Below are 22,128 nucleotides of genomic sequence, written 5' to 3'. Positions count from 1 at the left end.
TTTTCTGAATATGAATTGAAAACAGCGAGAAATGGGACTATAATGGCTTCAATAAATATATTGTGCAAATTTTATGTATTTATAGCAACCATTCTAACCATCTGGTATAATTTTTATGGGCGGTATCCTGATAGAACTGCACCGAATATTTTTTAAAACCTGATATGATATCTGCCTAGATCCAAGAAATGGACCGGGACAGAGGGATGAAACAAATTAATGATATGATTAAGGAATCCTTCTGGCTTTTTTGAGGATTCCTTTTATTTTTGGAATTAATTGAGTTTTATCTCCTCTCCGGAATGTACGTTTTTCGCTAAAACGAAAGACGAGCAATGAAAAAGAGGGAGGAAAATTTATGAAAAGTACTACTGATTTTCTAAACATGAAAAAAGCTAGGGAAAAGATAGTTATGTTGACTGCCTATGACTATCCTTCTGCTAAGCAAGCAGAAAAGGCTAATGTAGATTTTATTCTCGTGGGGGATTCATTAGGTATGGTCGTATTAGGCTATGATTCTACAATTCCCGTAACGATGGAAGATATGATCCATCATGGAAAAGCGGTTAAAAGGGGAGCACCCAATACCTTTATTGTCGTAGATATGCCGTTTATGAGCTATCATTTGTCTGTTCGGGATACGTTATTAAATGGAGCAAGAATCGTCCAAGAAAGTGGTGCAAACGCCGTTAAGATTGAAGGGGCGGATCATGTTCTAGAACATATAGAAGCATTAACGAACGCCGGAATTCCAGTTGTAGCACATCTTGGATTAACTCCACAATCAGTGGGAGTACTTGGAGGCTACAAGGTTCAGGGGAAAAATGCTGATGCTGCTAAAAAAATAATAGAAGATGCAAGAAAATGTGAGGAGGCAGGTGCCTTCGCTATCGTTCTTGAATGCGTGCCTTGGCAGCTAGCAAGAGAAATAACAAACACATTAACTATTCCGACCATCGGAATTGGCGCTGGAAATGAAACGGATGGACAGGTTCTTGTTTATCATGACATATTATCCTATGGTGTTGAGAGGGTTCCAAAATTTGTTAAGTCCTATGTTAACTTAAATGAGGCTTGTGATTTTGGAATTAATGAATATGTTCAAGAAGTAAAAAAAGGCATTTTCCCAAGTGAAAAACATAGCTTTACGATGAAAGAAGAGGATTTGCTGAGTTTATACGGAGGGAAATTATGAAAATCGTTACATCAGTAAGAGACATGCAATCAGCAATTAAAGAGGAAAGAAGAAAAAATAAATCTATCGGATTAGTTCCAACTATGGGCTATTTGCATGAAGGACATCGGGCATTAATGGAAAAGGCTAGACAGGAAAATGATATTGTTGTCGTTAGTGTTTTTGTCAATCCACTGCAATTTGGACCTACTGAAGATTTGGATTCATACCCAAGAGACTTTGATAGAGACCAGAAGGCTGCGAATGATGAAGGAGTCAATTATGTATTCTATCCTTCTGTAGAGGAAATGTATCCAAATGAACCGTCTGTAAGGGTAACAGTGAAGGATCGGACAGATGTTTTATGCGGAAAGTCTAGACCCGGACATTTTGATGGAGTAGCTACTGTATTAACAAAATTATTTCATATTACTCTACCAGATAGGGCCTATTTTGGGCTAAAGGATGCTCAACAGGTTGCCGTTATCGATAGTTTAGTAAGGGATTTTAATTTTCCAATTGAAATCGTTGCAGTTAACACGGTAAGGGAAGCGGACGGGCTTGCCAAAAGCTCAAGAAATATATATCTAACTCCTGATGAAAGGGAGAAGGCACCTATTCTCAATCAAAGCCTACAAGATGCAAGGAAGTTGATTGAAGAGGGGGAAAGGAATCCCGAGAAAATCATTTCTATTATTAGAGAGATTATCGAGGATAATACAAAGGCTTCCATAGATTATATTGAAATATACTCATATCCAGAGCTTAAAAGTTTAAATGAGTTAAGTGGCAAAATTATCATTGCTTTAGCTGTAAGATTTAGCAAAGCTCGTTTAATTGATAATATTGTATTAACTATATCTTAAAGGACCTAAAGGAGGAAACTGAATGTTCCGCACCATGATGAGTGGGAAAATTCATCGCGCCCGTGTAACGGAGGCGAACCTAAATTATGTTGGTAGCATTACAATCGATTCAGAAATATTAGAAACCGTAGGAATGGTAGCTAATGAAAAGGTGCAAATTGTAAATAATAATAATGGTGCTAGACTTGAAACATATATTATTCCTGGAGCAAGAGGTAGCGGTACTATTTGCTTAAATGGCGCTGCTGCTCGACTCGTTCAAGAAGGGGATGTAGTGATTATCATTTCTTATGCAATTGTCCCAGAAGAAAAGGTACCTTTTCATCAACCAAAGGTGGCTATCATGGATGAGAACAATCAAATTGTAGAATTAATTCATCATGAGCCAGAGAATACTCTTTTCTCACACTTTAATGGACAGTAAAAAATATTTATCGCAGGGTTATGGGCAGTAAGACCCCCACTTAGAGAATTCGAAGAAGATAGGTGGGATAGGTGGGGATCAATTGCCCGTAAACGCCCGATTGGTTCAACTAACCATCAGTGTGGGATGAAGTCGACTAAATACGCCACGTCCTGTGGCAACGTCGACGCTAGCACATCCTGTGCGTCGAAAAATCCCCACTGATGGAAGTTTCACTATATGATATCCTAAAGACTGACTTAAAATCACATTCATCTTGGACATTTTTGGTTAGAAATGTTCAAGAAAGTGAAAAACTTTTGAGTCAGCCTTTTTTTGTTTATAATAGGAAGGTAGCTTTTAGCACAGAATTGATTCCGTTATAACTACCGTTAGAAAAAGTATTTGTTTGAGGTGTGAGAAATGAGTAACAAATATGTTGTAGTTGACTTAGAAACAACAGGACATTCCCCAAAAAAGGGGGATAAAATAATTCAATTTGCTGCGGTAGTAGTGGAAAACGGAGAAATAACAGATACCTATTCGTCGCTTGTAAACCCTGGTCAACCAATTCCTGCATTCATTGAGGAATTAACTGGTTTAAATGATCAAATGGTCAAAAATGCCCCGACATTTTCTGAAATAGCTCCCAGGATCCATTCTCTATTAGAAGGAGCCTATTTTGTCGCTCATAATGTATTATTTGATTTGTCATTCCTACAAGAAGAATTAATCATGGCTGGATTCGAAGGATTTTACGGTTCTGTCATTGATACTGTGGAACTTTCGAGATTTCTTATCCCTACGGCTGATAGCTATAAGCTAGGGGATCTGGCCATAAGGGAAGGCTTAAATCATGACCGCCCACATCAAGCTGATAGTGATTCATATGTAACGGCAGAATTATTAATCATTCTGTTAGATCGCCTTAAGCAATTACCCATCGTAACATTACATCAATTATTAAAGCTATCAGGTGGATTAAAGAGTGATATTGAACAAATAATTGAAGAATATATTCAAATAAAAGAAACGAAAATAGAGGACCTTCCTTTTGATCTAGAAGTATACCGTGGAATAGCATTGAAGAAAAGAAAAGATAAAGGTAAGCCTATTAGCTTAGAAAAGCCGCAATATCCGTTAAGCGATGAGGACAAAGAGCAATTATTTCAAAGGGCGTTTCCTAGCTTTGAAAAGAGACTGGGTCAATTCCGGATGATGGATACAATTTTTCAATCCTTTCAAAAGAATGAACATGCCTTAATTGAAGCTGGAACGGGTGTTGGTAAATCTATTGCCTATTTGCTTCCTGCTGCTTTGTTTAGTAAGGAAAAGGGTGAGCCGGTGGTCATCAGTACCTATACAACCCAATTACAGGAACAATTGCTCGAGAAGGATATCCCACTTCTTGAAGGAATGCTATCGAGTCCACTTACGGTTGTTCTTTTAAAAGGGAGACAGCACTACATCAGCTTAGCCAGGTTTGAACAATCATTAAAAGATGATGATGACAATTATGATACTACCTTAACAAAGATGCAAATTCTCGTTTGGTTGACAGAGACTGAAACAGGGGACTATGACGAGATTAATCTATCAAGCGGTGGAGCGATTTATTGGGATAAGATAAAAAACGATGAATCTATTTTTATGCAAAATAAATCATGGTTTTCAAGAGATTTTTATTTAAATTCCAAAAAGGCTGCAGGAAATGCAGACATGATTATAACAAACCATTCCCTATTATTAAGCGACCTTGTTTCGGAACATCCAATTCTACCTGAATATCAATATGTCATTATCGACGAGGGACATCATTTTGAAAAGGCAGCTGGTAAATATTTTGGTTTATCATTTGATTACTTATCAACAAGATTGTTACTGAATCGACTAGGAACTATGGAACAAAGGCAATTGCTTTATAAATTGGATAATCTATTATCTATACAAGGGAATGAACATTTGCCCTCTCCGCTTCACTCATTTGAGGTAAATGAAATCATGCAGGAGCTCCATCTTGAAATGGATGATTTTTTTAGAATACTAGCCATGACAGTGAAAATTAAGGTAAAAAGTTCAACTTCAACAAGGATGAGCTATCGTTTGCGTGATTCTGATTCTAGTAAAGAATGGAAGGCTGCATTAAATTCCGCTGAAAGGTTTTCATTTTTATTAAAAGATTTAATTGGTGACACCGAAAAGAAGCTTCAAATCATGAAGAAAAATGAACATAAGCTAAAGGGCGGAGATAGGGCATTCTTAGAGGAAATATCGTCATTAGTTCAAAAAATGAAGGAAATGAGAGAAGGATTAAAAGAGACAGTCTTGAGAAAAAATCCGGAATATGTAAATTGGATCGAGCTTGATACCAGGTCACCGCAGAACATGGCGACCTTATATACACAGCCAGTAACGATATCAGGATTATTAAAGGAACGCTTTTTTGATCAAAAGAAAAGTGCGATTATTACTTCTGCGACATTAACAGTTAAAAACTCCTTTTCGTTTATATTAAAGGAATTAGGTTTAAAGGATTCAAAAGTCCATTTAGCGCAAATTCCATCTCATTTTCCATATGAGGAACAAGTTCAACTTGTTGTTCCAAATGACCTCCCAGAAATTAAATCAGTGACTCTTGATGAATATGTAGCAGCCATTTCCGAACATATCATTTCCATCGCAGAGGCATCAAAGGGAAGGATGCTTATCCTTTTTACCTCATATGATATGTTAAGAAAAACGTATAATCTAGTAAAAGAAAGCGGGTTGCTAGACGAGTTTATTCTTATTGCTCAAGGTATCACTGGTGGCAGCAGAACAAGGATGACACGGAATTTCAGGCGTTTTGATAAAGCCATACTATTTGGAACAAGCAGTTTTTGGGAGGGCATTGATCTTCCAGGTGAAGATTTGTCATGTTTAGTGATTGTCCGATTACCTTTTTCACCTCCGGATGAGCCAATAACGGAGGCGAAGTGTGAATTAATCAAAAAAAATGGTGGAAATCCATTTTACGAATATTCATTGCCTGAAGCAGTTCTTCGTTTTAAACAAGGCTTCGGGAGATTAATCAGAACCAATCAGGATAGAGGATTTATTGTCATTTTTGATCGAAGAGTGGTAACGACCACCTATGGAAAAGCATTTCTTCAATCTATCCCGTCTATACCGGTATTGAAGCAAAGTATCGATGAGACGGTTCAATTAATCCATGCCTGGTTACCCTAATGCTGGAGAAATCCGTTTACCCAGTTCACGATTTAGATTGAAATTGTAAAAATAAATTCCACCTAATTTACATTCATTTTGCTATAATGATGGTTAGTTCAACGTTTTATTTAAATAGGAATTTTTAGAAAAAGAATATGAATCAAGTGGAGATTGTCGTAGGAGGCGGTTTCAGGTGGAAAGTAAGATTGAGGTTTTGTCAACTGTTAAAATAATGCATAGCCCGGATTTATATAAAATTGTTGATGCTTTAAATCGGACTTTAAAAGATAGAGATTTGATGTTTGGTTTAGCATTAGATAAAGAAGATCAAAATAAGGTAGTATTTACAATCTATCGTACATAAAAAAGAGTGATGAACAATGAAAAAATGGATATTAATAACGACTCTTTCTATAGTAATTATTATTGGTATTACGATAAAAGTTTACTTTAAGGCAGTAGAGCCAGTCAGAACCGCAGAAGAACGTGCAATTTCAATTGCTGAGCAACAAACAGACCTTAAAACGACTGATGATTTTTATTTATATAATGGTACTGAATCTTACTCTGTCATTACTGGAACAAATTCAAAAGGTCAAAAAGTGATTATTTGGGTTCCTGATAAGGATGAGAACATTTATGTTCGACGAGCATCTGAGGGGATAACCAGGGAAAAAGCATTGCAGAAACTTTATGATGAAAAAAAACCAAGTGAAGTCATTTATACTCGATTAGGAATAGAATACAATCGACCACTTTGGGAAATTAATTATCGAAATGATCAAGACTTGTTGAATTATTATTATATTGATTTTGTAACAGGGGAAGAGCTAAAAGATATTGAGAACCTATAGGAAAAGGTCTATTATTATTGAAAAGACTTTTTCGTATTTTATCAAAATACAGTAAATTCAAAAGCGGAGGCAAAGGTATGGAGATCAAACTTGCACAAAGAGTAAAGCAATTAACGCCTTCTTCAACTTTAGCTATAACAGCAAAGGCCAAAGAGTTGAAGGACGCAGGAAAAGACGTAATTGGTTTAGGGGCTGGTGAGCCTGACTTTAATACACCACAGCATATTATTGATGCTGCTGTAAAGTCGATGAATGATGGTCACACAAAATATACAGCAACTGCAGGTCTACCAGCATTAAAAAAGGAAATTACGGAGAAGTTCAGAAGAGACCAGGGTTTAGACTATAACCCTAGTGAAATTATAGTAACCAATGGTGCAAAGCACGCATTATATACATTATTTCAAGTGATTCTTGATGAGGGTGATGAAGTCATTATCCCTATCCCTTATTGGGTTAGCTATCCGGAACAAGTGAAGCTAGCTGGTGGCGTCCCTGTTTATGTCGAAGGATTGGAAGAAAATGAGTTTAAAATCAGTCCTGAACAGCTTGCTTCAACGGTTACTGCACGTACAAAAGCGGTTATTATCAATTCACCAAGTAATCCAACTGGTGTCATCTATACCGAAGAGGAACTTAAGGCATTGGGAAGGGTTTGTTTAGATAAGAATCTAATAATTATTTCTGATGAAATATATGAGAAATTAATTTATGGTAATAATAAACATGTTTCCATTGCTCAGCTGTCACCTGAATTAAAGGAAAACACCATTATTATAAACGGGGTTTCCAAATCTCATTCTATGACAGGGTGGAGAATCGGGTATGCTGCAGGAAATCAAACAATCATTAAAGCAATGACTAATTTAGCTAGTCATAGTACATCGAATCCAACTACACCTTCTCAATATGGTGCAATCGCAGCCTATTCTGGCTCGCAGGATGCTGTGGAAGAAATGAGAAAGGCATTTGAGGAAAGATTAACCATTATATATGATAAGCTTGTTGCCATTCCAGGCTTTGAATGTGTAAAACCACAAGGTGCTTTTTATTTATTCCCTAATGCTAAGAAGGCAGCAGAGTTAACTGGTTTTGAAACAGTCGATGCCTTTGCTGAGAGCATATTAGAAGAGGCAAACGTAGCAGTTGTACCTGGTTCAGGCTTTGGTGCACCTAATAATATACGTTTATCCTATGCCACTTCTTTAGAATTACTAGAAAAAGCTGTAGAAAGAATCCATCAATTTGTGGAAAATAAGCTTAAATAGATTTTATTAAATTCAGCAATGGATATTATAAACAATAATATATCCTTGATTGGTTAACTGCCCGCATCTTGCGGGTTTTTGTTTTTTGTAAATAAAAGATTTTAGTAAAAAAGGGAATTCTATTTGTTCTTTTATTCTTCTATCAGGCATAACAAACTTCATGTTATACTATTAAGGAGGTGTCTGGTATGATAAAAACAAATTTAATAGATTGGCTTAAGGAAGGCAATATCACGATTCCTGGAGCTTTAATTTCACATTATAAAGATTTGGGTTTAAATGAAGAAGAATTAGTCCTTATTCTACAAGTTATTTCTTTTTTAGAAAAGGGAAATGGTTTCCCAACACCAGCTGAAATATCTTCAAGGATGACCCATTCGGTTTCAGATTGTACTGAGATGCTGCATAGATTAATACAAAAAGGGTTTATTGATATTAAGGAAGGGTACTCCGAATCAGGTATACGGTTTGAAAAATACTCATTGGATCCTTTATGGGAAAAGCTTGTTGAACAATTTCTATTACGTAAAAAACAAATGGAAAAGGTAGCTTCGCAAAAAGAGGAGAAGGATGTTTATACATGTTTCGAGCAGGAATTTGGAAGACCTCTATCCCCATTTGAATGTGAAACCTTAGCTATGTGGTTGGATGATGATCATCATGATCCTGTTATCATTAAAGCAGCATTGAGAGAAGCGGTTATTTCCGGTAAACTAAATTTTAGATATATTGATCGAATCCTTTTTGAATGGAAGAAAAATGGAATAAAAACCATTGAACAAGCAAAAAGTTATGGTCGAAAATTTAGACAGTATCAAACACAGCAGCGAACGAAAACCGAACAGAAAACGCCAAGTCAATCAAAAACGATTCCATTTTATAATTGGTTGGAACAATAATTTCTAAATAGTGGTTGTCCCATTAAGAATGATGCTTGGCATCATAGGGACAGCCTCTTTTCATAAGCATAAACAAAGGGGCAAATTGAATGTTAAATAAAAATCAAATAAGATATTGTTTAGATCAAATGGGTGAAATGTTTCCTGATGCGCATTGTGAACTAGTACATTCCAACCCATTTGAATTGGTCATTGCTGTTTCATTATCTGCCCAATGCACCGATGTTTTAGTTAACAAGGTGACCAAGCAGCTATTTCAAAAATATAAAACTCCTGAGGATTATTTAAGCGTTTCCCTAGAAGAGCTCCAACAAGATATTCGGTCGATAGGCTTGTATCGCAATAAGGCAAAAAATATTCAAAAGCTATGCCAAATATTAATCGATGAATATGATGGAGTCATTCCACAAAATCGCGATGAATTAACAAAGTTACCTGGAGTTGGGAGAAAAACAGCAAATGTTGTTGTGTCCGTAGCATTTGGAATTCCAGCCATTGCAGTGGATACTCATGTTGAGAGAGTGAGTAAACGTTTAGGTTTTTGTAGGTGGAAGGATTCTGTTCTCGAGGTAGAAAAAACCTTAATGAAGAAGGTTCCTATGGAGGAATGGTCAGACACCCATCATCGAATGATTTTTTTCGGCCGTTACCATTGTAAGGCCCAAAACCCCCAATGCCCCGAATGTCCTTTACTTGACTTGTGTAGAGAGGGACAGAAGAGAATGAAAAAAAAGTAACAAGAAGAAAGAGGGACCTATACATAATGCCGAACCGATTTGAAGTACCGAAAGAATTATCTCATAGATATTTCTTTCCACAAAAGGAAGTTACTATTGAACAAAAGAATTTACAAAGCTTTACATTAGAGGAACCTTTTTTATATGATTTTGCCTATTATGTAAATCTTACAGCTATTCATCCATGGGAAAACATAGATAACTATATGGAAGAAACTCTTAAAGAATGGGCTCAAACGAAGGAATCACTTCAGGAACTCTTTAAACTTAGAGATAAGAAAATAGTGCAGGAGCCCATGAAAAAAGGTATTGCCATCTTTATCCAGTTATTACACTGGGTAAATGGTGTCCCAGTTAAACTTTATCCATCCGTTGACTATTCTGAATTGAAAATCAGCACAGTTAATATTGAGGAGAGATTGTCCTATATATTAAGTCGACCGTATGCTTTTCCATCTTATATCCAATTAGTAGAAATGATGAAAGAGCTACAAAAACAATATGAAAAAAATATCGCCATGAAGAGGCTAAAGAAATAGATGCAAAAGTGCATAGCCTTAAGTCCATAAAAAAACCATTAGAAGGGAGATTTTCGTGTAGAAAACCTCATCCCAAACTAATGGTTTTTTATTTATTGAAATGGAATATTTCAAAGGATACCAGTAATTACCTTTATTTATGTTCCAGGGAAAAAGAATGATTCCGCCCCAGCGTCATCCTGTTCATCCTCATCAGAATTTCCGTTACCAGGGTTTCCGTTATTGTTTCCATTATTGTTACCATTTCCGTTACCATTCCCGTTATTACCTGGATTTCCATGATTATTCGGATTGCCATTATCCATAGGATTATCACCCTGATCATCATCCCATTGATTCTCTTGATCTCCTATATCTAATGGATTAGGAATTTGGATACTTATGGACGCCGAATCACTTTCCTGATCATCCAATATTGCCTTAACCTTAAAGACATAGGTTGATCCAGGTGTTGCATTACCGAGAATAAATCCATTCTTGCTTGTTGTTGTTAACTTTTGTTCTGCTCCACCATCTTGTGAGGCGGTTACCTCAAACTTAACATTTTTTCCATCTTTATTCTTATATTTCCATGTTACAGCAATTGAATTAGAAGCTTCATCATAATCAGCTTTTAATCCATTAGGTGCTTCAAGTTTATCATATTTTACTGAAACCTCTTTCGGACCTTGGCCTTTAACGGCATACTCATAAATGACCTGATCACTAGGTGTATATTCACTAGCAAGCTTAGCAGGAAGTGTTCCCTTTTCGATTTTTACCTTTTCAACAGACTTTGGCATGGTGAAATCTGGTGTTTCAATTCCAGATGAGATATGAGTCATTAAATTTTTAAATAATAATTGAGCAATTTTTTGTTCAGTTCCTATTAAATAGTTTTTCGTTTGACTCTCATAACCGGTCCATACAGCTGCCGTATAATTTGTTGTATAGCCTGCAAACCATGAATCCGGAACAGCACCTGCGGGAATATTATATTTTGCTCTAACATCCGCAGGGAAGTTTGTGGTACCCGTTTTTCCCGCTAATGGAAGACCGGATATATTGGCCATTGTCCCTGTTCCACTGGTTACTGCACTTTTTAACATATCCGTTATCATAAACGCAGTATAATCCTTCATGGCCACTTTTGACTCTGGCTTCATATCAAGCTTTGTTCCGTCACGCAACTCAATTTCCACGACTGAATGAGGCTCTGTGTAAAAGCCATTATTTCCAAAAGCACTATATGCACCTGCTAATTGCAGTGAAGTGATACCAACGTCTTCTCCGCCAATACCGCCTATTGCATAAGCCTCTTGCATATCCTTAAATGGAATACCAATACCAGCAGAAAATTTTTGTGCTTGGTCAAGGCCAACTGCTTGTAGAGCCTGTAAAGCTGGAATATTACGAGATAAGGCTAGCGCTGTTCGCATAGACATAATCCCTTTGTAAGAATTATCCCAGTTATTTATAGGTGTTCCTGTAGAGTAAGTGTATGGTTTATCCTCTAAAGCATGATAAGTTCCCCATTTTAAATACTCGATGGCTGGACCATAGTCTAATATAGGTTTAATGGTTGAACCTGGTTGACGTTTGGAATCTGTTGCAAAGTTAAATCCAAAATCAACCTTTTGATTCCTTCCTCCACCAATTGCTCTTATTTCTCCCGTTCTAGTATCGAGCAAGGTAATTCCAGCTTGCATTTTATTATCTGGAAATTGGACGATATCATTTGAGTTAAGCATATCTTCAACGTATTTTTGTGCGTCTGTATCGAGAGTTGTGTAAATTTTTACTCCATCGGAAAATACATCAACTTCCTTATATTTTTTCTCAACTTCATTAATTACTTGACCAATAAATGAATCATAAGGGATATCACTAGATGTTTTACGTTTTTCTTCTTTTACTAGTGTTGTTTCCACGGGAACCTTTTTCGCATTTTCCATTTCTTCCTTAGAGATATATCCATGCTGATTCATCAAGGAAAGAACGATATTACGTCGTTTCTCAGCTAAGTCAGGATGCCTAAACGGATCATAATTAGCTGGACTTTGAGGGATACCAGCTAAAAGAGCTCTTTGTGGGAGAGATAATTTATCTAGGTCTTTCCCAAAAAATATTTTAGATGCAGTTGCAATTCCATGCCCACCACTAGCGTACCAGGCCTTATTCACATACATTTCAAAGATTTCTTGCTTTGTATATTTACGTTCGAGCTGAAATGATAGCCAGGCTTCTTGCGCTTTACGCGATAATGTCTTTTCTGGAGTTAGAAAGGATGCCTTCACAACCTGTTGGGTAATAGTACTGGCACCTTCAGAACCATATCCTCTTGTCACATTGGCAACAACCGCTCCACCTAATCGGATAAGATCGACACCGTGATGCTTATAGAAGCGAACATCTTCTGTTGCTAGAACAGCATCCTCAACGCTTTTAGGGATGTCATCATAATCGATATAATCTCGTTTTACTTTTCCTATCTCAGTAACTAATTTGCCGTTCTTATCGTATATTTTTGAAGAGATTGGGTCCTTTAATAATTTTTCATCTAATTTTGGGGCGTCTTTAACATATATTGCAAAGGTGACTACTCCAGTAACCATTCCAATAATTCCAAGGGTCATAAGAATGAGTAATATTCGCATGAAAATATTTTTTGATTTACCTCTTGCTTTTTTCTTTGGCCCTCGAGCAAGCTGTTTTCGACGCTCCTCTCTTGATTGATATTTCTGAGTCATATATAAACCATTCCTTTCAATTCTTACCACTAAAAAATTATTCATTAAGAGGATAAAGATAATCTATTACTCTAATATAGTCAATCCGTGGCTGAAATCCAAGAGAAATAAAGTGTCCATTATTTTCAATTTCTGTTTTCGTGATAGACTTTCTTCCACCGGATTTCATTCTGTCCCAGTAAGATAGGAGATGCTCTGCCTCTAATAAGAATATTTCATTTGTTGTCGAAAATCTAAGAATCACAAAACAAATCCCTTTTTGCAATAGAATTGATTTCATATGATTAATTTGATGCTCATGAAAATTTGCTAATGGAAAGGAAGTTTTAAACTTTGTTTCCTTTGCTTCAAAATCAATATATTTGCCTTTATAAATCCCATTATAATCTGTAGTTGAAGCCTGTTTAAAATATGCCTCTTTAATGACAGCAGCACTTCTTTTCGGATAATCAACCTTAACAATTTGAACAGGTGTAGGCTTTTTATGAATGACAGCAATTCCCTGCTCTAAATAATACTGATTCGTTTCATTAATATCCTCTTCTAATGTCATCCCTCTGTTACCATAATTTGCATTATTATTAAATGCATTCAGTGAAGGTCTATTTTTAGTTGAGATATATTTTTTTCCATTTGGGTATCGAAAATTCATGGAAATTCACCTCACAAGCTATAACTATCATAACAGATGTCATTCTTTATTGTTTGAATAAAAATCCTAGATCTACAAACTATAAAGTAATAGATTGTACAAGGATTGATGCCCGGTGGAACTTAATTTGACAGATGATCCTAGGTTAACGGATTCAGAAATACTCATTATTACAGAAATAAGTAGAAAAATGCAAGTTAAAAATATGGATAATATCTCAAGAACCAATGCCTACTTTCAATTTTATCATCTATATCCTGAGATTGAATGGGCATTTTTAGCTAGTATGGTTTCCCGGAATGCTGGCTGGAATATGTGTGATTTAGAAGGGAAATGGTATCCCAAAATAATTGATTCTAATAGAAGAGTAAAATTATTTTTAACATATGAAAGAGCAAATTGGCTTATTTTTCAGGATGCTTACCCACAGTTGTTGCTCTATCATTATTCGACGAAAAGAAACCGTCCAATGTTTCACTTGTTAAAATATTTTCGTGTCTCTTCTTTTATGGAAAGGGAATGGATGGAGTTTTGGAGTAAACGAAATAAAATGAGGTTATTAGTTGCATTAATTATTAATGAACAAAATGTTATTGAGCAGCCGATAATTAAACATCCATTTTATAAAAATAATGTATTTGATACTTTCCTTTTTTCATTTCAAGATTCTTTCCATTTTAGTGCTGTTTTACTTCCAACTTGTAAAGGAGAATTATACGGTGCAAGTGTGAATGGATTTACTTCCGTCACAAAGCGTATTAATCTTGGGAAAAGGTTAGCCGATATCCTCTTTTCGCCAAGTTTATATTCAGACTTTATTCAGTTTGCAAATAGTACGATTCATACAGGATCAAGACATGATTATGAGCAATATTTCAAGAATCCTCCGAAGAGATCCACCCCCTTTTTAAGAACGACTTTTCCAGTGATTGAACATCGTTTGGGTAAGTGGAATGATTGGTCAAAAAAAAGACGAATCCTAAGAAGATGGAAAAATCCTAAGGTCAAGCATATTCAACCCATACATTTAACAAATTGGTATGTACAAAAACAAAAACAGCTGCGATGGTATATAAGAATAAAAAATTTGCTGGTCAAATAATGGTGCTATTAATTAAATAATAAAGAGAGGATTTTGTCCTCTCTTTATCTTAATGATTAAGTTGACGGACGGTCAGGACCTTCTATTTTTTTATCACCATAGCCTGCTTTAGTTTCTTCAATATTTTTAGGTTGAACTTTGTTTTCTTTTTCCTTATTATCCATTATTAACACCTCCGAAGCTTATTTTGTTCAATACTTTTCTTTTTCATTCTTAATATTCATGTCGAATCAAAGAGGAAAGAGTCGTGAAAAACAACTTTCTTTGCCGAATTACTTCTAGTTTTGTCATACGAGAAGGAAGCATCATTTAAGGAGCGAATAATAGTCTATGATAGCTGACTACCTATCAAAAATAGCTATTAGGAGGTTTTGAAAATGAAAGATCCATTAGTTCAAAAAGAGGAGATTCTATTGATGCTGACAGACTTACAACATCAATTGGATGAATTAGAACAATCTGTGACATTCAATTTTTCAACAACCCGCAAAAAAAGTCTAAATAGCCAATCAAAGAGATTAACTGATTTGGATATCAAATTGCAAAAATTAGAAAAAATTAGGAAGACAAACCCATTAACAGGATTAGATGATGTGAGTAAATCTGCCAAACCCCAAGGCTTAAAGCTTGAACTTGGTTTTTAGTTTTTCTATAATTAAGGTTATTCAGTAGCTTAAGCAGTTTTCGAGCTACTTTTATTTTTTTGAAAGAAGGATCATTCGGATGGATAATCGTTCATCATTATTCGTTGTCACACATAAATTACTTCAATATACCGATACGATATTAAGTCAATTTGAAAAAGTGAAGGATAGCAGAATAAAAGGAGATTTTTTGCTTGAGGTGAAACCCTTTGCCGATGAGGTGAAGGATGTGAATGACAAATGGAAAGAATTAGCTTCTCAATTCATTGGAGAATGGGAACCTAGAAATATTCATATGAACCAAATTTATTCAGCATATGATCAAATGGAGATGGTCTCTGTTCAATGCTTTTACCCAGAAACAAGTCGTACGAGGTTTTTGAATAATGTTAGAAGTATTCAATATATCTATAAAATAATGTTGGAACATATAGAAGCATAAAAAATGCATCCATCTTGGAATTGTCTTGTCCAAAAGGATGGATGCGTTCATTACTTTCTTGCTTTTGTGTATCCTTAGTTGTGTGAAACAGAGAATTCTTCTTCACCATCTGGCACCTTAGCACCTAGTGATTCTAATTCTCTAGTTAGTTCTCGATATTCCTTGATCGAAATATCCCCCAGAACGTACGCTTTTTTGGCGAAATCTAGCAATTGATTAACACTTTCTGCCTCGAAATTTTTACGTTTTAAAAACTTTTCCCTTAGTTCGTTCACCTTCATCTTTTATTTCCCCCTCTAAGCGTTTTTTTGAAATGTAGTTAAATTCATTCATTCTCCAAAACCAAGACCATGATAGAGGTTGCACCTATTGTTCAATTCAATCGTATCACGAATTGTCTTTATTTTTCGTTTTTATAATTTTGAGACTTTCGACAAAATACAACATATTTCGACAATCGGCAAATTAAATGATTGATTCACCTTAAAGGATGATGATTCATAATTTGAAGTAGTAAAGAGATAAGGAGGTATTAGTCCATGTTTAATCCAAATATGATTTATCATCCAATTTACACAAATCCCCAACGATATGTACCAAATCATTTTAATACATCTCTACAAAGGATGGGACAGCATCCATTTCCAATTTCCTCTTATCCACATTGGGGCGTGAATCCAAATTGGGGGCAGAGCCAGGATCCATTTGGGATGAGTCCACAGAGCTTTGGTCCGTTACAAAATCAACAGCAATGGTATCCTTCACCGTACCATTCATACGGTGGACAACAAGAATATCAACAATCCATATTTTCAAATCCTCTACAACCAGCAGATATGCATCCATACAGTCAACAATCACCCGTGAACTCCATTCCTAATTTTCATCAGTATCCAAAGAATTCATTGAATCCAAGACCACCTTCAGGAATGCAATCTATTATGAATTCATTTAAAGCACAGGATGGTTCACTAGATTTAAATAAGATGATTGACACAGCTGGTCAAATGATGAACGCGGTTACGCAGGTTTCTTCAATGGTGAAAGGATTCGGCGGAATGTTTAAAGTGTAGGTGTTGAATACTTATTAAGCGGGAGACAAAATTAGAACAGGTGAAGTTAAATAATTGAGGTGAAAATAAAATTGGCAGGATAAACCTGCCTTTTCCTTTTTAAGAAAGAATTATTCATCACCAATTGGTATTCTTTTTCCTTTTTGTTTAGGAATTCTAATTAACAATAACCCATTTTGATAGGTTGCCTTCACTTGTTTCTCATTGATGTGATGGGGAAGAGAAATGGTTCTACTAGCTTTTTGTATTGTTTTCTGCTTTGAATAATATGAATTTTTTTCATTTTCTTCAATAATTATATCCTGTGAGTTGACAGAAATGGTTACATAATTTGAATATACATCTATATGGATTTGTTCCCGTTTCACACCTGGGAGCTCTGCTTGAACAATATATTCATTTTCTTTTTCAATTAGATCAACAGCAAAACCCTGAAAAGGAAAAGGAGTTTTAAAAAACTCATCAATTGACTGTAAAAAGCCTTTTACTGGTTTTTCTAGAAAAAAACCATTCATTGTTTTCATTAAATCGCCAAAAGGTTCATGGTCATTGTTTTTCTTTGAACTTTCTGGATAGTTTGAATTTCCAGGAAGATTAGATGACATCCTCTTCGCTCCTCTCTATATGAATCCATATATTCTATGCAAAAGTTTAATGATTGTTAGTCAATTTAAATATAGTTAATCAATTGTGAAAATTTAGTGAAATTGGTAAAAAGTGTGATATATATCACGATTTCTCACCGAGTTGAATTGTATTCTAAAGGTAATTTGAGAGAAAGAGGGGATATATTGGATGTTTTGCTATCAATGTGAACAAACGCCGACAGGGGGATGCAAGGTAGTTGGAGTTTGTGGGAAGGATGAAACGATTGCTAGCCTCCAAGACACGATTATTTTTGGATTAAAGGGGATTGCAGCTTATCGTACCCACGCCTATCAATTAGGGTTTACTGATTCATTTGTCGATACAACTACACATGAGGCATTGTATATGACCTTAACAAACTCTAACTTTAATGTGCAAGAACATATCGATATGGCGATGAAGGTTGGACGTTCTGCAGTGCGAATGATGGAGGTATTGGATGAAGCCCATACTTCACATCTTGGGATTCCAGAACCGATACAAGTATCGCAAAATAGGATTGAGGGTAAATGCATTGTCGTTACAGGCCATAATTTATTTGCCTTAGAGGAGCTTTTGAAGCAAACAGAAGGAAAAGGTGTTAATATCTATACTCACTCGGAAATGCTTCCTGCCCATGGCTATCCCGCGTTGAAAAAATTTGGACATTTAAAAGGAAATATAGGAAAAGCCTGGTACGACCAAAGACGATTATTTGAGAAGTTTCCTGGAGCGATTCTTGCTACAACTAACTGTGTCATGCCGATCAAAGGAACCTATGCAGATCGAATGTTCTCATATGAGGTAGCTGGACTTGAAAATGTCCGAAAAATAGAAAATGATAATTTTACTCCATTAATCAAGAGGGCTTTAGAGCTTCCTGAAGCAAATATTGAATCTGATGAGACACTATTAACAGGCTTCCATCATGAAACCGTATTAGGACTTGCACCTGAAGTAATTGCGGCTGTGAAAGAAGGGAAAATTAAGCGGTTCTTTGTCATTGCAGGCTGTGACGCTCCAGGTAAAGGGGGAGAATATTATCGTGAACTAGCGACCTCGTTACCACCAGAAACGGTTATTTTGACAACATCATGTGGTAAATTCCGTTTTAATGATGTGGATTACGGTGTGGTTCCCGGAACTGAGATTCCTCGTTATATTGATTTAGGGCAGTGTAATAATTCAGGATCAACTATTAAAATTGCTAAGGCATTAGCTGATGCATTTGAATGTGAAATAAATGAGCTTCCGGTAAGCATCGTTCTTTCATGGTTTGAACAAAAAGCGGTTGCCATTCTTTTAGGACTATTTAGTTTAGGCATCAAGGACATCCGTATTGGGCCTAAGCCACCTGAATTTATTTCTGAAGGTGTGATGAAGGTTCTTCAAGATACATTTAACTTAAAGTTAATTGGAACGGCAGAGGAAGATATGAAGGAAATGCTTCAGATGAATTAATTTATCATGGGTTAGAATTTTTTGTTTTGATAATTATTCCAGCTTAAAATGAGAGTTTATGGAGAGAAAATCCGAAATATGAATAAAAACCAGTCCAAGATGAAAGTTTTCAAATTCCTAAATCGGAGAGAAAATCTTTCATTTAGGGCTGGTTTTTTCAACGTACACGGAGCAATTGTCCAATCTTCTTTCAAAAAAACGAATCTATGGAGAAAAATAACAAAACGTGGGGCTTGATTTTGAAATCTACTTTAAAATAATTCCTCCATAAGATCTTCAGGCTGAAAAATGAGATTTCCTTCCCCGTCAACCTCAAGTAAGTGATCCTTTTTCATCTTGGTAAGGGTACGGCTAACCGTTTCTCTCGTTGTCCCTATCATATTGGCTAAATCCTTATTAGTAAAATCACTTTTAAGCAGAATGACTCCCTTTTCCTTTTTCATTCCATCCTTTCGCCCCAATCTAACCAATAGCTTAATAATTTGTTCATAAGTATTGTTTAATATTTGGGCTTCCAGTCTATCCTGCAGCTCAACAATTTTCTCCCCTAGAACTTTGAAAACCTTTATACATAGCTCTGGATTATGAATGAGCACCGTTTCAAATTGAGCGATTGGAACAGTCACAATTGATGAGTTTTCTAACACCTCAGAATAGGCAGGATAACCTCCTTTTCGAAAGAACCCTACATGAGGAAACATTTCTCCCTTTTTAAGAATCGCCACGATTTGTTCCTTTCCATTGGCATCACTCTTATAGATTTTCACTTTACCAGAGTGAATGAAATAGACGTTTTCTATCGGGTCATCTTGTAAAAAAATATGATTGCCTTTAATCCATGTTCTTGAAATAGATATATCAACAATTTTATTTAACTCTTCATCATTTAGTTCTTTAAAAAGAGAAAAGCAGGAAAGAACCTTTTTAATCTCATTTTGATTCATAATCTCACCTCGAAAATATAAGCTGAATTATTAATTGTAAAATGAATATCCCTATTGTAACAAATAAGAGGTGGAATTGCTTTTATGTTTTCTTATATGAAATTATTTGTCAAAATCGACTGTGAAAAAAGCAAGAAAATTTATTGGATAAGAAAAAGGGAGAAAAGCTCTTTTTAAACGAACGTTTATTCGGTAAAATAGTTTTTATGGGGTGAATAAGATGAAAGTTAGACAAAGCCTAAAAGATGTGATTCGTCTTTTAAAAGAAGATGAAAAATTAAATGAAAATATTGTTTATTGGCATACCATTCCTGAAAAAGAAGCAAGAATGGTCGAGTTTCCAGATAAAATTGATCAAAAATTAAAGTTTGCCCTTCAAAAGCGAGGAGTCACCCAATTGTATACCCATCAAGGAACTGCTTTTGAAAGTGCGATGAAGGGGGAAAGCTTTGTTGCTGTTACTCCTACTGCTTCAGGAAAATCCCTTTGCTATCATTTGCCTGTTGTGCAAACAATCATAAATAATCCAAATGCGAGAGCTTTATATATTTTTCCAACTAAAGCGTTAGCTCAAGATCAAAAAACGGAAATCAATGAATTGATTGATGAAGCTGGCTTAGAAATAAATAGTTATACCTATGATGGGGACACCTCATCAAATATAAGACAAAAGATTCGAAAGGCAGGACACATTGTCATAACGAATCCAGATATGCTACACTCGGCCATTTTGCCCCATCATACGAAATGGGTTTCCCTTTTTGAAAACCTAAAATATATCGTGATTGATGAACTACATATTTATAGAGGTGTGTTTGGCAGCCACGTGGCCAATGTTATTAGAAGGCTAAAACGGATTTGTCGTTTTTACGGAAGTGACCCAGTATTTATTCTTACATCGGCAACAATTGCCAACCCATTAGAGCTTGCAGAAAATCTAACGGAAAAGAAAATGAAACTAATTGATAATAATGGGGCACCAAGTGGAAGGAAGCATTTTGTCTTTTATAACCCACCTGTTGTTAATAAACAATTAAATGTTCGTAGAAGTGCGACCCTTGAAACGAGAATGCTTGCAGGTCAATTTTTGAAAAATAAAATTCAAACGATTGTTTTTGCAAGAAGTAGAGTACGGGTAGAAATTTTACTTACCTATTTACAAGAGCTTGTAAGGCACCAGCTGGGTCCTAAATCCATAAGAGGGTATCGGGGTGGATATTTGCCAACAGAAAGAAGAGCTATCGAGAGCGGGTTAAGAACGGGTGAAATATATGGTGTAGTAAGCACTAATGCATTAGAGCTTGGTGTTGATATTGGGCAGCTTCAAGTTTGCATTATGAACGGGTATCCCGGTTCAATTTCTAGCTCATGGCAGCAAGCGGGAAGGGCAGGTAGGCGACAGGATGAATCGTTAGTCATATTAGTAGCGAGTTCTAGTCCTATGGACCAATATATCATTGCTAACCCAGATTATTTCTTTGAACGCAGTCCTGAAACGGCAAGAATTAATCCGGATAATCTGATTATTTTAATTGATCATATGAAGTGCGCTGCGTATGAGCTTCCCTTTAAAGAGGGAGAGAAATTTGGAACGTTTGAGACGGAAGAGGTACTCGAATACTTAACTGAGGAAAGAGTGTTATTCAAGAACGGAGATAAGTGGTATTGGATAAATGACTCCTTTCCTGCTCATGGAATTAGTCTAAGGTCTGCCTCTCAAGAAAATGTGGTCATCATTGACCAGTCGAATGTAGCCAAAGCAAAGGTGATCGGTGAAATGGACCGCTTCTCTGCGATGACTCTCCTTCATGAAGAGGCCATTTATCTACACCAGGGAATCCAATATCAAGTGGAAAAATTAGATTGGGAAGAGAAGAAGGCTTTTGTGAGGGAAGTAGATGTGGACTATTACACGGATGCTAATCTTGCCGTTCAGTTGAAAGTGCTTGAAGAAGACAAATGGAGGAAAAGAAATAGGTCTGTGATTGGCTATGGGGATGTTAGCGTGAATGCTAAAGCAACGATCTTTAAGAAAATCAAGTTTGAAACACATGAAAATATCGGTTCTGGCCCAATCCATTTACCAGAGGAAGAGCTTCATACGAGTTCTACCTGGATATCACTTCATATGGATGATCCTGAATCCAGCATTAGTGAGGAAAGGCTGCAATCTGCACTGATGGGGACTGCTCACGCGCTAAGACATATTGCTCCACTATTTGTCATGTGTGATTCAAAGGATTTACATGTTGTTCCACAGGTGAAGGCTGTCCATAATGAGAGACCGACTATTTTCGTTTATGATAGCTATCCTGGAGGTGTCGGACTCAGCGAAAAGCTTTTTGATCATATGGAAATGGTTCTTGAAGAAGCTAAACAAATGATCAGGAGATGTCAATGCCAGCATGGATGCCCATCTTGTATCGGGACAGAAACGATTTCCAAAAACGTTAAAAGTGATGTTTTATTAACGATAGACCAATTAATTAATGGCTGAGAAATTT

General features: G+C 36.0%; 21 protein-coding genes. 16 read left to right on the top strand and 5 right to left on the bottom strand.

Translation table 11 applies throughout. The features are described 5' to 3' along the window. Window positions 1–358: 358 nt before the first annotated feature. From panB to BQ6100_RS13440, 10 genes are all read left to right on the top strand, one after another. Window positions 359–1,195 (top strand): 3-methyl-2-oxobutanoate hydroxymethyltransferase, encoded by an 837-nt coding sequence (gene panB / locus BQ6100_RS13485; protein WP_075982106.1) that lies wholly within the window; start codon window positions 359–361, stop codon window positions 1,193–1,195. Beyond that, a complete protein-coding gene (panC, locus tag BQ6100_RS13480; RefSeq protein ID WP_075982105.1) occupies window positions 1,192–2,040 on the top strand; it encodes a pantoate--beta-alanine ligase in 849 nt (282 codons plus the stop codon). The genes panB and panC overlap by 4 nt, the downstream gene beginning before the upstream one ends. A gap of 22 nt (window positions 2,041–2,062) precedes the next feature. Continuing rightward, the gene (gene panD, locus BQ6100_RS13475) at window positions 2,063–2,464 is read left to right on the top strand and encodes an aspartate 1-decarboxylase (protein ID WP_075982104.1); all 402 of its coding nucleotides are present in this window, start codon (window positions 2,063–2,065) and stop codon (window positions 2,462–2,464) included. Window positions 2,465–2,866: 402 nt separating this feature from the next. Further along, window positions 2,867–5,671, top strand: a complete 2,805-nt coding sequence (dinG, locus tag BQ6100_RS13470) for an ATP-dependent DNA helicase DinG (RefSeq protein ID WP_075982103.1) — start codon at window positions 2,867–2,869, stop codon at window positions 5,669–5,671. A gap of 175 nt (window positions 5,672–5,846) precedes the next feature. Then, the gene (locus BQ6100_RS13465; RefSeq protein WP_075982102.1) at window positions 5,847–6,017 is read left to right on the top strand and encodes a YpmA family protein; all 171 of its coding nucleotides are present in this window, start codon (window positions 5,847–5,849) and stop codon (window positions 6,015–6,017) included. Window positions 6,018–6,033: 16 nt separating this feature from the next. Continuing rightward, window positions 6,034–6,507: a cell wall elongation regulator TseB-like domain-containing protein gene (locus BQ6100_RS13460; RefSeq protein ID WP_075982101.1), complete on the top strand. Its 474-nt coding sequence runs from the start codon at window positions 6,034–6,036 to the stop codon at window positions 6,505–6,507. A gap of 83 nt (window positions 6,508–6,590) precedes the next feature. Next, a complete protein-coding gene (locus tag BQ6100_RS13455; RefSeq protein WP_141770178.1) occupies window positions 6,591–7,775 on the top strand; it encodes a pyridoxal phosphate-dependent aminotransferase in 1,185 nt (394 codons plus the stop codon). A gap of 188 nt (window positions 7,776–7,963) precedes the next feature. Beyond that, window positions 7,964–8,674: a DnaD domain-containing protein gene (locus BQ6100_RS13450; RefSeq protein ID WP_075982099.1), complete on the top strand. Its 711-nt coding sequence runs from the start codon at window positions 7,964–7,966 to the stop codon at window positions 8,672–8,674. Between the two features lie 89 nt (window positions 8,675–8,763). Further along, window positions 8,764–9,411, top strand: a complete 648-nt coding sequence (gene nth, locus BQ6100_RS13445) for an endonuclease III (RefSeq protein ID WP_075982098.1) — start codon at window positions 8,764–8,766, stop codon at window positions 9,409–9,411. Window positions 9,412–9,437: 26 nt separating this feature from the next. Continuing rightward, window positions 9,438–9,950: a YpoC family protein gene (locus tag BQ6100_RS13440; RefSeq protein WP_075982097.1), complete on the top strand. Its 513-nt coding sequence runs from the start codon at window positions 9,438–9,440 to the stop codon at window positions 9,948–9,950. Between the two features lie 137 nt (window positions 9,951–10,087). Here the strand turns inward: BQ6100_RS13440 and BQ6100_RS13435 are convergent, their stop codons facing one another. After that, window positions 10,088–12,679, bottom strand: a complete 2,592-nt coding sequence (locus tag BQ6100_RS13435) for a PBP1A family penicillin-binding protein (RefSeq protein WP_075983576.1) — start codon at window positions 12,677–12,679, stop codon at window positions 10,088–10,090. Window positions 12,680–12,716: 37 nt separating this feature from the next. Continuing rightward, the gene (gene recU / locus BQ6100_RS13430; protein WP_075982096.1) at window positions 12,717–13,331 is read right to left on the bottom strand and encodes a Holliday junction resolvase RecU; all 615 of its coding nucleotides are present in this window, start codon (window positions 13,329–13,331) and stop codon (window positions 12,717–12,719) included. Window positions 13,332–13,446: 115 nt separating this feature from the next. Between recU and BQ6100_RS13425 the strand changes: the two genes are divergently transcribed. From BQ6100_RS13425 to BQ6100_RS13415, 3 genes are all read left to right on the top strand, one after another. Continuing rightward, complete coding sequence (locus BQ6100_RS13425) at window positions 13,447–14,433, top strand: DUF2515 domain-containing protein (protein WP_315970025.1); 987 nt, start codon at window positions 13,447–13,449, stop codon at window positions 14,431–14,433. Between the two features lie 377 nt (window positions 14,434–14,810). After that, a complete protein-coding gene (locus BQ6100_RS13420) occupies window positions 14,811–15,077 on the top strand; it encodes a hypothetical protein (RefSeq protein ID WP_075982095.1) in 267 nt (88 codons plus the stop codon). A gap of 79 nt (window positions 15,078–15,156) precedes the next feature. After that, the gene (locus BQ6100_RS13415) at window positions 15,157–15,519 is read left to right on the top strand and encodes a YppE family protein (RefSeq protein WP_075982094.1); all 363 of its coding nucleotides are present in this window, start codon (window positions 15,157–15,159) and stop codon (window positions 15,517–15,519) included. Window positions 15,520–15,593: 74 nt separating this feature from the next. Here the strand turns inward: BQ6100_RS13415 and yppF are convergent, their stop codons facing one another. After that, window positions 15,594–15,800: a YppF family protein gene (yppF, locus tag BQ6100_RS13410; RefSeq protein WP_075982093.1), complete on the bottom strand. Its 207-nt coding sequence runs from the start codon at window positions 15,798–15,800 to the stop codon at window positions 15,594–15,596. Window positions 15,801–16,058: 258 nt separating this feature from the next. Here yppF and BQ6100_RS21725 point away from each other — a divergent pair, with 258 nt between their 5' ends. Continuing rightward, the gene (locus tag BQ6100_RS21725; protein WP_084780402.1) at window positions 16,059–16,592 is read left to right on the top strand and encodes a YppG family protein; all 534 of its coding nucleotides are present in this window, start codon (window positions 16,059–16,061) and stop codon (window positions 16,590–16,592) included. A 110-nt stretch (window positions 16,593–16,702) separates the two neighbouring features. Here the strand turns inward: BQ6100_RS21725 and BQ6100_RS13400 are convergent, their stop codons facing one another. Then, window positions 16,703–17,197 (bottom strand): Hsp20/alpha crystallin family protein, encoded by a 495-nt coding sequence (locus BQ6100_RS13400; protein WP_075982092.1) that lies wholly within the window; start codon window positions 17,195–17,197, stop codon window positions 16,703–16,705. A 190-nt stretch (window positions 17,198–17,387) separates the two neighbouring features. Between BQ6100_RS13400 and hcp the strand changes: the two genes are divergently transcribed. Next, on the top strand, window positions 17,388–18,680 hold the full coding sequence (hcp, locus tag BQ6100_RS13395) for a hydroxylamine reductase (RefSeq protein WP_075982091.1): 1,293 nt from the start codon (window positions 17,388–17,390) through the stop codon (window positions 18,678–18,680). Window positions 18,681–18,931: 251 nt separating this feature from the next. On the opposite strand, the gene BQ6100_RS13390 is transcribed toward hcp, so the two are convergent. Further along, window positions 18,932–19,624 (bottom strand): Crp/Fnr family transcriptional regulator, encoded by a 693-nt coding sequence (locus tag BQ6100_RS13390; protein ID WP_075982090.1) that lies wholly within the window; start codon window positions 19,622–19,624, stop codon window positions 18,932–18,934. A gap of 220 nt (window positions 19,625–19,844) precedes the next feature. Here BQ6100_RS13390 and BQ6100_RS13385 point away from each other — a divergent pair, with 220 nt between their 5' ends. After that, window positions 19,845–22,121, top strand: coding sequence for a DEAD/DEAH box helicase (locus BQ6100_RS13385; RefSeq protein ID WP_075982089.1), 2,277 nt, complete (start codon window positions 19,845–19,847; stop codon window positions 22,119–22,121). Window positions 22,122–22,128: the final 7 nt, after the last annotated feature.

Origin of the sequence: Bacillus massilinigeriensis, from assembly GCF_900117315.1 — a bacterium.
Taxonomy (GTDB): domain Bacteria; phylum Bacillota; class Bacilli; order Bacillales; family Cytobacillaceae; genus Bacillus_BE; species Bacillus_BE massilionigeriensis.
This window is presented reverse-complemented; position numbering and strand designations above follow the sequence as displayed.

What these genes read in the sequence shown, in the direction of transcription:
- BQ6100_RS13460 (WP_075982101.1), top strand. Translation starts at nt 6,034, where the DNA reads ATGAAAAAATGGATATTAATAACGACTCTTTCTATAGTAATTATTATT.
- yppF (WP_075982093.1), bottom strand. Translation starts at nt 15,800, where the DNA reads ATGAAGGTGAACGAACTAAGGGAAAAGTTTTTAAAACGTAAAAATTTC.
- panB (WP_075982106.1), top strand. Translation starts at nt 359, where the DNA reads ATGAAAAGTACTACTGATTTTCTAAACATGAAAAAAGCTAGGGAAAAG.
- hcp (WP_075982091.1), top strand. Translation starts at nt 17,388, where the DNA reads ATGTTTTGCTATCAATGTGAACAAACGCCGACAGGGGGATGCAAGGTA.
- dinG (WP_075982103.1), top strand. Translation starts at nt 2,867, where the DNA reads ATGAGTAACAAATATGTTGTAGTTGACTTAGAAACAACAGGACATTCC.
- BQ6100_RS21725 (WP_084780402.1), top strand. Translation starts at nt 16,059, where the DNA reads ATGTTTAATCCAAATATGATTTATCATCCAATTTACACAAATCCCCAA.
- BQ6100_RS13385 (WP_075982089.1), top strand. Translation starts at nt 19,845, where the DNA reads ATGAAAGTTAGACAAAGCCTAAAAGATGTGATTCGTCTTTTAAAAGAA.
- BQ6100_RS13390 (WP_075982090.1), bottom strand. Translation starts at nt 19,624, where the DNA reads ATGAATCAAAATGAGATTAAAAAGGTTCTTTCCTGCTTTTCTCTTTTT.
- BQ6100_RS13420 (WP_075982095.1), top strand. Translation starts at nt 14,811, where the DNA reads ATGAAAGATCCATTAGTTCAAAAAGAGGAGATTCTATTGATGCTGACA.
- BQ6100_RS13415 (WP_075982094.1), top strand. Translation starts at nt 15,157, where the DNA reads ATGGATAATCGTTCATCATTATTCGTTGTCACACATAAATTACTTCAA.
- BQ6100_RS13440 (WP_075982097.1), top strand. Translation starts at nt 9,438, where the DNA reads ATGCCGAACCGATTTGAAGTACCGAAAGAATTATCTCATAGATATTTC.
- panD (WP_075982104.1), top strand. Translation starts at nt 2,063, where the DNA reads ATGTTCCGCACCATGATGAGTGGGAAAATTCATCGCGCCCGTGTAACG.
- BQ6100_RS13400 (WP_075982092.1), bottom strand. Translation starts at nt 17,197, where the DNA reads ATGTCATCTAATCTTCCTGGAAATTCAAACTATCCAGAAAGTTCAAAG.
- BQ6100_RS13435 (WP_075983576.1), bottom strand. Translation starts at nt 12,679, where the DNA reads ATGACTCAGAAATATCAATCAAGAGAGGAGCGTCGAAAACAGCTTGCT.
- panC (WP_075982105.1), top strand. Translation starts at nt 1,192, where the DNA reads ATGAAAATCGTTACATCAGTAAGAGACATGCAATCAGCAATTAAAGAG.
- recU (WP_075982096.1), bottom strand. Translation starts at nt 13,331, where the DNA reads ATGAATTTTCGATACCCAAATGGAAAAAAATATATCTCAACTAAAAAT.
- nth (WP_075982098.1), top strand. Translation starts at nt 8,764, where the DNA reads ATGTTAAATAAAAATCAAATAAGATATTGTTTAGATCAAATGGGTGAA.
- BQ6100_RS13450 (WP_075982099.1), top strand. Translation starts at nt 7,964, where the DNA reads ATGATAAAAACAAATTTAATAGATTGGCTTAAGGAAGGCAATATCACG.